Genomic DNA, 12,276 nt, shown 5'->3' with positions numbered 1-12,276 from the left:
CTGTGTTAATTAAAATAATATGAGAAGTGAGGTTTCATTTCTTATGTAAGCTCTTTTGAAACAACGGTACTGTTTAAATAAATTTTATCTACTTGTTCTTTGTTATATCCGTACAGGAGAGTTTCTTTATCATCGATGAATAAACAAGTGCCTACATTAAATCCTCTGCATCCAGCCATAAATTTCGGGAGTTTAGGAATAAAGCCAACTGCTTCAATATCCATCAAAATAAAGCGTACTGGAATTGCTTTTTTATTTTGCTGTACACCTTTTAACATATGACTCATAAATGAAAAAATTTGACTTCCCATATCTGGAATGAAGTCTTCTTGCTGCTGATCATAGTCTGTATACGTGAAATAAACAATAGTTTTACGTTTTAATAGTTGCAATAAATCTTGTTTAGAATTTGAATGCAAGTCTGTATAGGGAAGTAATAGTATTTCATAGTCTTGATTATATTTTTGAGCAGATGTTTTTTGATACATAATTCCCTTGTAATCCAGTACAAATAAAGATTCTTCCTCAAAATTTTTGATGAAATCTTCAACTTCAACTAGTCCCTCTTCGGGGTGATAATAACCTTCGATTATTGTGTTCAATGCCTTAAATGGTGGTTTATTCATGGGGATCACTCCTCTACTTCAATCCATATATCTTCAATTTTCATATCAAGAGCTTTTGCTATGCGCATAGCGACTCGTAGTGTTGGTTCACTTTTCCCTCTAACTATCATACTTAATGTTTGATCTGTTATGCCAGCTCTTTTTGCTAATGCAGATTGTTTAATCATTCTATCTGCTAAAATCGTTTTTAATTTACACTCCATAAAATCCCTCCCTTTAAAACATTCAATCAATTTTTTGAAAAACCTTTTGATTTTTTTGTTGTTGGACAAACAAGTTTTTGTTTTCTAGTTCATATACCTATATTACTTCCACTTGGAAGGCTACAAGGAAGAAGAGACAACAAAAGGGGAGAGGTCTATATGCGTTGGCAGTATAATCATTTAAACACAACTCCATATTTACATCCTTCAAAAGAATTACGTCAAATGTATAACGAATCAAGGTCTACAAAAGAAACAGAATCAATTAGAAATCACATGATTAATCACAAAGTTTATGATCGAAAAGAATATAAAGGTTATTTCAGTTTGTCGCAGGTATTGGAAGAAGACTTATTTGGTGAGGAAGAAGATGTGTTAAATTGGGAAATTCTAATGGATTGTTATGATGTCATACTTACAAGAAAAGGTATTACATTTCGTGAAAAGGAAGAGGAGGAACAAGTATGACTCTTGCAGGGGAAGCATTAATTATTTGGACGGCAACAGGCTTGTCAGTAGTTGCAATGAAGACAGCAGAAAAAATGGGGAAAAGTGTTCCACATTGGCTTCCACGTGTCACCTTGTACACAACACTTACAGGCTCGTTCCTATACCTTCTACGTTATATTCTCGTTTTATTTCTATGAAGGAATACGATGTGGAAACTTTTTATCCCTTATGCCATAAGGAGTTTAGCTTGTATGCACGTATTCCTTGGAACAGGGATATATACCCTCTATAAGAGGGATATAAGGAGTGATTTTATGCTGGAGTTGTTATCAGTACCATTCGCAGGTTTAATTTTCGCTATATTTAGCGAAAGGTTCAAAGAAAGAGAGAGTGATCGAAAGAAAATACAAGTTTTTTTTGAAGTAAGCGGAATTGCAATACGCAGAGAGAACAGATTACAGTATCCAGTTTTTCTTGAACAAAAAGAGGATGATCGAAGTACAACTTATATATATCGGTTGCCTGTGGGAATGCCGAGTAAAATTATTCAGAAGGTAGAGGATGTTGTCTCTGAAGGGCTAGGTAAACCTGTCCGAATTGATTATGATAATTACAAGCTAAATATTCGTGTGTTTCATAGGGATATACCGAAAAAATGGTCATGGTCTAAAGGTTTGGTTGCAGAAGGAAGCTGGTGTGTTCCAATGGGCCAAAGTTTAGAAAAACTTATCTATCATGATTTTGATAAAACACCACATATGACACTAGGTGGTCTGACACGGATGGGTAAAACGGTATTTTTAAAAAATGTAGTTACTTCTCTTACTTTAGCACAACCAGAACATATTAATTTATACATTATTGATTTAAAAAGTGGCTTGGAGTTTGGGCCGTATAAGAATTTAAAACAGGTAGTTTCTATTGCTGAAAAGCCCGCAGAAGCTTTTATGATATTAACTAATATTCTCAAGAAGATGGAAGAGAAAATGGAATATATGAAATGTAGACATTATACGAATGTTGTAGAAACAAATATTAAAGAACGTTATTTTATCATTGTGGATGAAGGTGCAGAACTTTGTCCAGATAAAAGTATGAAAAAAGAACAGCAAAGGTTATTAGGAGCTTGTCAACAAATGCTCTCTCATATAGCGCGCATAGGTGGTGCTTTAGGTTTTAGATTGATTTTTTGTACACAGTACCCGACAGGGGATACATTACCGCGCCAAGTAAAACAAAATAGTGATGCGAAATTAGGCTTTAGATTACCGACTCAAACAGCCTCAAGTGTTGTTATAGATGAAGCGGGATTAGAAACGATAAAAAGCATTCCCGGACGCGCGATTTTCAAAACCGATAGACTTACAGAAATACAAGTGCCTTACATTAGTAATGAGATGATGTGGGAGCATTTAAAAGGATATGAGGTGGAGAAACATGAGGATGCAAACGCATATGCAAATCAACCGTCAAATGGCGATACTTGCGACGATTAGAAAGCTACAGTTTGCAACGAGAAGACATTTAATGAGTATTCATGAAATGGGTGGAATAAGAAATGCAAATCGAATTCTGAAAGATTTATCTATTTATACAAGTAAAGTAGTTTACAATAAAGAGCATGTATATTATTTAAACCAGTCAGGACATAAATTGTTCGGTGAAGGGAAAGTTGTACATCATGGTAAAGTTGCACACGCTCTTTTACGTAATGAGGCTTGGTTACATTTATATTGTCCAGATGATTGGCAAGTAGAAACTGAAATTAAATATATAAAAGATAATAAAAAGAAAAAAATAATTCCAGATGTGAAATTCCGTGATGAGGAAAGAATACTTCACGCTGTAGAAATAGATCGTACTCAGAAAATGATAGTAAACGATGAAAAATTAAAAAAATATGAAGAGTTAACGCAGATTTATAAACAGAAGCATAACGGAAAAGTGCCAGTTATTCATTTCTTTACAATTACAAAATATAGAGAAAAGAAATTAGAAGAACTGGCAAATAAATATAATGTGTTTGTAAAAGTATATGTAATCGCTACTACTTAATGATGAAAAAAGAGCTGATCATTTTCGAATGATTAGCTCTTTTTTATGTATTGTATTACGTCGTCTATTTTGTAAATTTTATCGATTCCTTTTTCTGAAGCGATGGAATTTAAAGCATCGATTATAGCTTCAAGCGAATCAAAACGAACAGCGTTAGCGTTACCATTCACCAGATCACTAATTGTATTGTATCTTACTTGGGATTCTGTAGATAACTTATTTTTCGTGATCCCCAATTCATCTAAAGAATTTCCGAGTGTGAATTTCATTTTATTCTCCTCCGCAGCACTGATTATCTTGTACCCATTTTACAACAACAAACGAAAATAGTAAAACTTTTTTCGTTCAACTATTGACGTTGAATATTTAGAGAGTTATAATTCAACTTAAATAGTTGAACTTTTATAGTTGAACTCAAAAGGAGGAACGAACATGCAAAGATTAAATGATTATTTCGGTTTAGAAAGCAAATCGGATCTTGTATGGTTTTATGGTTTCTACACAATTTCTACGATTTTAATTGTAATTAATACGATTATTGTACTTTTATAAATGGGAGGTAAGGAGATGCTTAGGTCAGCAAATTATACACAATACAAAGAATTACAATCATTCCAATCAGTAGAAGAGATGAATGAAGCGATATGTTCTTTTTTATACAAACATACACATGAGTTATCCGAGTCAGCGATAAAAGTATTGAAATTTTTAACAAGACATTCTTGTAAGATTCCCGGTGTATCTTTTCTGAAGGTAGGGACTATTGCCACGGCATTAAGTATAAGTGATCGAACTGTTCGTAGGGTATTAAAAGTGTTAGAGGATTTTGAAATAGTATCTAGACATAAAACAATTCGAACAGAAGGAAAATTGCGTGGAGGAAATGGACATAACGTCTATGTCCTTTTAAAAAAATATAATGTCACACCGAATGTCCTACCGAAAATGTCACAGCGGCAAGATGCAGAAAAACTTACAGAATCAAAGGTTTCCGATGCAAAATCGGACAAGGAAACTAAACTTTTTGAATCACACCCTCTAGAAGAATTAAAAAACGAATTAAACGTAAAAGAAACGTCAGCAAGGGAATCTAAAGAAATTAAATTAGAAGATTTAGATGAAACTTTTACACCAGAAAATGTACCAAGCCAATTCAGAGATGTGGTAGCTCCATTCTTCAAATCGGCAGATAAAATTTATAAGCTGTATCATCGAGTGTTAATGGCATATAAACGTTCAAAAATAGACAAGCCTATTGAACAAGTGATAAACCAAGCGATTCAAGCATTTAAAGAAACTATTTTCGCAGAAAAAGCAAATAAAGTTAAAAATACTTTTGAAGGTTATTTTTATAGAATTATTGAAAGTAAATTTGTAGTCGAGAGAAGGAAAGAATGTCGAGGATTATTGTTTGATTGGTTAAATGAATAACATAAAATTGCCCACAGGGAAAAATTTATATATAATTTAATTATCATATTCTTAGTAAATAAGTGGGTGAAAATTTTGAAGTACGCTGTTTATGTACGAGTTTCAACGGATAGGGATGAGCAAGTTTCATCTGTTGAAAATCAGATTGATATTTGTCGCTATTGGTTAGAAAAAAACGGATATGAGTGGGATCCAAATGCAGTATATTTTGACGATGGTATTTCTGGTACAGCTTGGCTAGAACGTCATGCGATGCAACTGATATTAGAAAAGGCTAGACGAAACGAATTGGATACAGTTGTATTTAAATCTATACATCGTTTAGCAAGGGATCTAAGGGACGCCTTAGAAATTAAAGAAATTCTAATAGGTCATGGGATACGCTTGGTTACAATTGAAGAAAATTACGATAGTTTATATGAAGGTGGCAATGATATTAAATTCGAAATGTTTGCCATGTTTGCTGCACAATTACCTAAAACTATATCTGTATCTGTTTCTGCTGCAATGCAAGCTAAAGCAAGAAGAGGCGAGTTTATTGGGAAACCGGGATTAGGATACGATGTAATTGACAAGAAACTCGTTATCAATGAAAAGGAAGCCGAAGTTGTAAGGGAAATTTTTGATTTATCCTATAAAGGCTATGGATTTAAAAAAATAGCAAATATCCTAAACGATAAAGGCACATATACGAAATTTGGCCAGTTATGGTCGCATACAACTGTAGGGAAGGTTTTAAAGAACCAAACGTATAAAGGGAATTTGGTCTTAAATAGTTATAAAACAGTAAAAGTAGATGGAAAGAAGAAAAGAGTTTACACTCCGAAAGAGAGATTAACAATTATAGAAGACCATTATCCAGCAATTATATCAAAAGAATTGTGGAATGTAGTAAATAGCGATAGGGCAAGTAAAAAGAAAACAAAACAAGATACAAGAAATGAATTTAGAGGAATGATGTTTTGTAAACATTGTGGTGAGCCAATTACAGCTAAGTATTCAGGTAGATACGCAAAAGGAAGTAAAAAAGAGTGGGTATATATGAAATGCAGTAATTATATTAGATTCAATCGCTGCGTTAACTTTGACCCGGTTCATTATGATGATATAAGAGAGGCGATTATCTATGGATTGAAGCAGCAAGAAAAAGAACTAGAGATACATTTCAATCCAAAAATGCATCAAAAAAGAAATGATAAATCTACAGAAATTAAGAAGCAAATTAAGTTGTTAAAAGTGAAAAAAGAGAAGTTGATTGATTTATATGTAGAAGGATTAATCGATAAAGAAATGTTTTCGAAGCGGGATCTTAATTTCGAGAATGAAATTAAAGAGCAAGAGTTAGCGTTACTTAAATTAACAGATCAGAATAAGAGAAATAAAGAAGAGAAAAAAATTAAAGAAGCTTTTTCAATGCTCGATGAAGAAAAAGATATGCATGAGGTTTTTAAAACTCTAATAAAGAAAATCACACTTAGTAAAGATAAGTATATCGATATCGAATATACATTTTCTTTATAGTTTTAAAGTTGGTTATTAGATACTGTGACATTCGTAATTGTGCTATCAACAGCAGGTGATTGGTTTGGGTTCACGGTATACTCATAATTTACAAGAGCATTATTTGTTAATGTGCCACTAGGTGGTATCGCTAAAATTTGTGCTTGAAAAGTAATGAATACAGTATCTCCTGGGGGAATATCTGCTAAGTGAATACCAAGTGATGGATCTAAACCCGGCTGCGGAATATTATTGATAGTTACAGAGTTTTGGACAAATGAAGCGCCTGCGCCGAGTCCATCTGTTAAAACTGTAGCACTAGCAGGAATATTTCCTGTATTCGTAACGGCAATCGTATAAGTAACGATATCCCCAATTGCAGCTGTCGGTGTATTTACTGACTTAGTAGCGACGATTGTAGCGTTATTAATTTGAGTTGTTATTACGTTACTTAACGCATTAGCGGATGCTGGAGGTAAGTTAGGATCTATGACATATTGGTACGCTGTATTGCTTTGGTTCGGGATTGGATTTGGACTAGGAATGGAATTTACTATTACTTGAAATGAGATTGTTGCACTTGTATTAGGGTTTATTGGATCAATTGCAATCCCACTTGCTGGATTAGTATTAGGGAGTGTATTTCCATTTACTGTTACACTATTAGGGATAAATGATGTTCCGTTTGGAATTACATCTGTAAAAATTACATTTGATGCAAGTGTGTTCCCGTTATTCGTTAAAGTAGTCGTGTACGTAATCATATCATTTACGTTAGCAAACTGTTTATCTGCCGATTTTACAGCGGCAATTGTAGCATTATTAATAGTCGTCTGTACGGTGTTAGATGCCACCATCTGCGTTACAATTGGTTTGGATGCGTCGTACATGTATTGGAATGTAGTGCTCGATTGATTCGTAATCGGATTTGGACTAGGAATAGTTGGTACAGAAACTTGGAATGAGACAGTACGTGATGAATTCGCTCCTATTGTACCGATTAAAATGCCATTAGCAGGGTTTGCATTAGCTATAGGGACACCGTTAATCGTTACAGTGTTAGGAAGGAAGATGGTACCAGCTGGAATGATATCTGTAAACGTTACATTGGAGGCAGGGATATTGCCGTTATTCGTTAAAATCGTTGCATAAGTTATGACATCGCCAACATCAGCGAAAGATGTACTTGTTAGTTTTGTAGAAACAATATTAGCAGTATTAATTTGAGTCGTTACTATATTACTAGTAGCAATTCTCACAACAGCAGGTAAATTTGGGTCAGCAATAAAGTTATATTGCAGTGCAGCACTGTTTTGAATTGGATTTTGTGTAGGCAAACTACTTGCGCTTATTTGAAAAACAATCGTTGTAAATCCGCCAGCAGGAATTGTCCCGACTTGAAGACCGGTACTTGGGTCTGCACCTAGCTGTAAAGCACCGCCTATAAAAATACTATTTGGTACGAGAGTTGTGCCGGAAGGGAGTATATCGGTAACAACTACATTATTCGCTGGAGTATTTCCTGGGTTAGCTAGGGCAATGGTATATGTGATTGGTTGCCCAACATCAGCAATAGTTAAATCTACCTGTTTGACAATAACTACATTTGCTACATTAATTTGTGTACTTACGGTATTACTTAAAGATGTTTCTATAGTTGGTGGATCGCCCGGATTTAGAATAAAGCTATATTGTGTACTAGATGAATTTATTGTTGGGTTTTGTGTTGGTAAAGAGGTGACAGTTACTTGATAAGAGACGGTAAGTGAGCCGTTAGCAGGAATGGAAGGTAACGGAACACCGACATTTGGATCGGCGTTATTTTGGAGTACACCATTAATAAGGAACGTGTTTTGGATAAAGGTAGTACCGTCTGGATTTGTATCTACGAAAGTAGGACTATCAGCAGAAACACTTCCTGCATTCATTAAAACGACGGTATAAGTTAATACATCCCCTACAGTAGCGAAACCTTTATCCACTGTTTTAGCTGAAATGACATTTGCATCGTTTACTTGCGTAAATGTAGTAGTTGAAGTTGTGTTTTTACTTACAGGTGAAGCATTTGGATCAACAATAAAATTATAAGAAATGGAGGCGCTATTTGAAATCGGGTTTGGGTTTGGAATGCTAGCGATTAATACTTGGAATGAAGCTGTAATCGTAGTATTAGCATTGATGTTACCGATATTGATGCTAGCTGGTGTTGCGCCCGGCTGATTAACGCCGTTAACGATAACACTGTTCGGTACAAAGGAAGTACCGTTCGCTATTGAATCGGATAGTAATACATTGTTTGCCGTAACATTTCCGTTGTTTGTAAGAGCAAAGGTATAGGTTAATATATCTCCAACTTCTGCAAACGTTTTATCTACAGATTTAGTAGCTTGAAGGTTTGCTAGTCTAATTGTTGATGTAACAGAATTAGAATTTGCTGTTTTTGAATTTGGTGGCAGACTAGGATTTACAGTGTATAAATAAGAAGCGAAAGCATTATTAATGATAGGATTTTGGGCGGTAATATTGATGACAGTTACTTGGAAAGAAAGTGTAAAAGTAGCACCGCCGGGAATTGTGCCAATAGGCAAAGCAACGAGAGAATTTACATTTTGCAAAACACCGTTTAGTGTTACAGTACCTGGAGTCAATATTGTCCCATTTGGAAGTGGATCTGTTAGTTGTACGTTCGTTGCAGCTGTATTTCCACTGTTTGAGATAAGGATTGTATAACTGATTGTATCGCCGATTGTAGCAAACTGTTTATTTGTTGATTTTGTTACTGTTACATTCGCATTATTAATTTGAGTGGAAACGAGATTAGAAGAAATGTTTTTTGTAACGGGTGATTGGCTAGGATTGATAGTGTACTGATAAGAAGCACTTGAACTATTAGATACGACATTCGACGCTGGAATTGTATTTACTACTACTTGAAATGCAATGTTTTTTGTCGTACCAGTAGGAATGGATCCTATATTTACACCGTTTGCGGGAGTTGCTCCAACTTGTGTCGTGCCATCTATTGTTAAACTGTTGAGAACAAAAGTTGTTCCAGTAGGAATGGCATCTGTAAAAATAACATTGTTTGCACTTGTATTACCTGTACCTGTAAAGGAAACGGTGTACGTTAGTGTATCACCAATATCGGCAAAATTTTTATCTACCGCTTTTTTCATTGTTACAATAGCATTATTCACTTGAGTGGAGACAATATTCGTCGTATCAGTCCCGCTTAATGCCGGTTGATTTGGTACAGGAATGTATTGATAAGTTGTAGTCCCGCTATTTAATATGGGGTTTGTTTGGGGGATAGATGGAACGGATACTTGGAATGAAATAGTAGTCGTAGAATTAGCAGCAATAGACCCAATTGATATACCATTTGCGGGATTCGCTCCAGCTTGCGTAATTCCGTTAACAGTTACACTTCCTGGAACGAAAGTAGTCCCGCTAGGAATCGGATCCGTATATATAACGTTCGTTGCAGCAATATTCCCTATATTAGCTAAGGCGATACTGTAAGTTAACGTTTCACCAATATCGGTAAAAAGTTTGTTAACTGATTTTGTGCCATTAATATCTGCGAGGTTAACTTGTGTTCCAGCAGAGTTGCTTGTTGCAAGACCGTTAAAAGTCGTTCCTCCAGCGATTGGTGTATATTGAAATGTAATATTAGCAGTGTTGGAGATAGGATTTTGATTTGGAAAAGAAACGACAGTAGCTTGGAAAGTTACTGTACGAGAAGCGCTGTTATTAATGGTTCCAAGAGATATACCAGCGGCCGGATTTGCATTCGTTTGCGGGACATTATCTACTGTTACAGTTCCAGGTATAAAGGAAGTACCGTTAGGAAGAATGTCTGTAAAAATAACGTTATTGGCGGGGAGAAGCCCTGTATTAGGGATAGTAACTGTATAAGTGAGAACGTCTCCAATTGCTGCAACACTTTTATTCACGCTTTTTGTTGCTTGTATGTTAGGTGAATTTATGTTGATTTGTAAACCGACTGTATTCAACATATATGCGTCTCCGTTAGTTGTTAAACGGATTGCGGCGGACACTTGAGAATTTGTTAAATAAGGAGAAATATCAATGGAAGTAATGTCCCAGCCCTGTCTTCCAGCGGAGATGTTTGTACCTGTAGAAGCACTTTGATTTCGCGTTCCAAATGTCCCGGTTGTATCTAAGTTTCCAGCGGCATTATTAATTTGAGAACCGAAGAAATTATTTACAGCATTGTTAGGTCCAGATAAGGCATTTAATGAACTGAAATTTGGCCCGAATAGAGCCTGATCCCCAATTAAATCAGCATCTCCTTCGGTAGAACTTAAAAACAATCTCCCGCTTACAGGCCCTCCTGAAGGTGTTAAAAATCCTGAAACAGATACATCGGCACTACCAGTTTCTGCAGAAACCCGGTTGCCTGCTACATAAATGGTTAAATTTCTTGCAGGTAATGTTCCATTTTGGTAAGCGACGATAAGCGTCCACCCAGCTGAATTAATTGTTCCGTTAGAAGCATCTATAGGATCTACAAGTCCAGGGACAGAGCCGGTTGTATAAGAGCCAGATCCTCCCGCTTGAATGAGGGATGTTACATCTGCAGAACGTGTATAGAATCCAAATGTGATAGATCCCGAAACGAATGTTTGATTGGAAGCTGTAACAGCTGATGGAGTAATCGAGTATGTTGAAACAGGTGTTGTAAAAGAAACAGGGTTGCCTAATACGCTCGTAATGTTTTGATCACGAGATAAATAGTTTCCGCCCCAAACGAGTTCTGCGTAAAGAATCGTACTACCAGCAGGTATATTTAAAAGAGCGGTAGAACTATTTTGTGTATAGTTTAATGTTGTACCAGCAGGAAAAGAAGTTACTTGTAAAGCGGTATTGGTAGTTATAAATGCGCCAATTGCCCCGATTGTACCAGCACGGTTTTGATTACTGATTTTACTTAAACCGAGTGTGTTTCCTGTAATCGCAAGTGCGCCGTTAGTGGTGGTAGAAAATCGATTTGTAATGGGCATGTTGTCACCTCACTTACAATATAGTCTTGGTCAAAATAGGATATGTGTGTGACAAATAAAGGGTAACATGTACAAGTTGAATTGGGAAGATGGCTAGATAAGGGGGTGGAGTATGATTGAATTGGAATTTAGCGTGGAGCGTCTTAGGGAAGAACAAATAGGCGATATTGTAGCATTATCATCTTATATTGGTTGGGATTATAACAGGGAAGAAGTTGAAACAATTTTTAACTCAGGTATTGTATACGGCGTATGGAATGAGAGAAAGGAACTTATTGCTAGCGCAGCAATAATATTATACGGGGAGGCGTTGGCATCTATCGGAATGGTAATTGTACATCCAGATTATAAGGGAAGAGGAATTGGAAAGATGATTACAAATTCATGCATGAATAGCGTATCAGCTCAAACTCCATTTATGCTTATTGCTACGGATGAAGGGAAACCTTTATATGAAAAATTAGGATTTAGAGCAGTAAGTTATGTTTCTAAATACATATGTAACTCGTACAATGCGAATGATTATTGTGTAAGAAATGAAGATTATGTGATGAACTATGAAGAGGGTGAGTTAGAAAAAATAATAAAAATAGATGAATATGCGTTTGGAACAAATAGAAAAGAGTTTTTAAAGAAAAGAATTATGCAAAGTGAACAGTGCACTGTTGTAAGGGACAAGGAACAAAATGTATTAGGTTACGGTTTAAGCATACAAACACCAGAAAATAAAATAATAGGACCGGTTGTTGCTAAAAATGATGAAATGGCAATGAGAATTGTACATGATTTAGCAAAAGGGCATAATGGTAAATTAAGAATTGATGTACTAGAAGGAAAGAAAGATTTCATGAAAGTATTAGAGATTACTGGTTTTAAAAAGGTGAATACACCACCAATTATGATGAAAAATAGCGGTCAATTATTAAAAAGGAATAATGAGTTATATAGTATTGCAGCACAAATTTTTGGGTGAAAAAGAATCCT

At 35.4% G+C, this 12,276-nt stretch carries 11 protein-coding genes and 1 pseudogene; 8 read left to right on the top strand and 4 right to left on the bottom strand.

The genetic code is table 11. The features are described from left to right. Positions 1-41: 41 nt before the first annotated feature. The gene (locus tag QCI73_RS19040) at positions 42-626 is read right to left on the bottom strand and encodes a type IV secretory system conjugative DNA transfer family protein (RefSeq protein ID WP_353823550.1); all 585 of its coding nucleotides are present in this window, start codon (positions 624-626) and stop codon (positions 42-44) included. 5 nt (positions 627-631) lie between these two features. Further along, on the bottom strand, positions 632-829 hold the full coding sequence (locus tag QCI73_RS19035) for a helix-turn-helix transcriptional regulator (protein ID WP_061684711.1): 198 nt from the start codon (positions 827-829) through the stop codon (positions 632-634). Between the two features lie 159 nt (positions 830-988). On the opposite strand from QCI73_RS19035, the gene QCI73_RS19030 reads away from it, so the two are divergent. From QCI73_RS19030 to QCI73_RS19015, 4 genes are all read left to right on the top strand, one after another. Then, the gene (locus QCI73_RS19030) at positions 989-1,297 is read left to right on the top strand and encodes a hypothetical protein (RefSeq protein ID WP_061684710.1); all 309 of its coding nucleotides are present in this window, start codon (positions 989-991) and stop codon (positions 1,295-1,297) included. Further along, positions 1,294-1,476 (top strand): hypothetical protein, encoded by a 183-nt coding sequence (locus tag QCI73_RS19025; protein ID WP_353823549.1) that lies wholly within the window; start codon positions 1,294-1,296, stop codon positions 1,474-1,476. Before QCI73_RS19030 ends, QCI73_RS19025 begins: the two co-directional genes overlap by 4 nt. A 117-nt stretch (positions 1,477-1,593) precedes the next feature. Next, positions 1,594-2,775: an FtsK/SpoIIIE domain-containing protein gene (locus tag QCI73_RS19020; protein ID WP_353823548.1), complete on the top strand. Its 1,182-nt coding sequence runs from the start codon at positions 1,594-1,596 to the stop codon at positions 2,773-2,775. Continuing rightward, entirely contained in the window at positions 2,717-3,334 is a 618-nt protein-coding gene (locus QCI73_RS19015; RefSeq protein ID WP_042513000.1) for a replication-relaxation family protein, read from the top strand. The genes QCI73_RS19020 and QCI73_RS19015 overlap by 59 nt, the downstream gene beginning before the upstream one ends. 32 nt (positions 3,335-3,366) lie before the next feature. Here the strand turns inward: QCI73_RS19015 and QCI73_RS19010 are convergent, their stop codons facing one another. After that, positions 3,367-3,603, bottom strand: coding sequence for a helix-turn-helix domain-containing protein (locus QCI73_RS19010; protein WP_042512999.1), 237 nt, complete (start codon positions 3,601-3,603; stop codon positions 3,367-3,369). A 163-nt stretch (positions 3,604-3,766) separates the two neighbouring features. On the opposite strand from QCI73_RS19010, the gene QCI73_RS19005 reads away from it, so the two are divergent. The 3 genes from QCI73_RS19005 to QCI73_RS18995 all read left to right on the top strand — a co-directional run bounded on the left by QCI73_RS19005 (position 3,767) and on the right by QCI73_RS18995 (position 6,286). After that, positions 3,767-3,886 (top strand): DUF3961 domain-containing protein, encoded by a 120-nt coding sequence (locus QCI73_RS19005; RefSeq protein WP_353823546.1) that lies wholly within the window; start codon positions 3,767-3,769, stop codon positions 3,884-3,886. Positions 3,887-3,901: 15 nt separating this feature from the next. Next, a complete protein-coding gene (locus QCI73_RS19000) occupies positions 3,902-4,765 on the top strand; it encodes a helix-turn-helix domain-containing protein (protein WP_353823545.1) in 864 nt (287 codons plus the stop codon). A gap of 66 nt (positions 4,766-4,831) precedes the next feature. Next, the gene (locus QCI73_RS18995) at positions 4,832-6,286 is read left to right on the top strand and encodes a recombinase family protein (RefSeq protein WP_353823544.1); all 1,455 of its coding nucleotides are present in this window, start codon (positions 4,832-4,834) and stop codon (positions 6,284-6,286) included. A gap of 17 nt (positions 6,287-6,303) precedes the next feature. Here QCI73_RS18995 and QCI73_RS18990 read toward each other — a convergent pair. After that, positions 6,304-11,292: pseudogene (locus QCI73_RS18990) on the bottom strand (DUF7507 domain-containing protein); the annotation flags it as partial. A gap of 112 nt (positions 11,293-11,404) precedes the next feature. Between QCI73_RS18990 and QCI73_RS18985 the strand changes: the two are divergent. Continuing rightward, complete coding sequence (locus tag QCI73_RS18985; protein ID WP_000570999.1) at positions 11,405-12,265, top strand: GNAT family N-acetyltransferase; 861 nt, start codon at positions 11,405-11,407, stop codon at positions 12,263-12,265. Positions 12,266-12,276 lie beyond the last annotated feature (11 nt).

Origin of the sequence: Bacillus cereus group sp. MG16, from assembly GCF_040459875.1 — a bacterium.
Lineage (GTDB): Bacteria > Bacillota > Bacilli > Bacillales > Bacillaceae_G > Bacillus_A > Bacillus_A paranthracis.
This window is presented reverse-complemented; position numbering and strand designations above follow the sequence as displayed.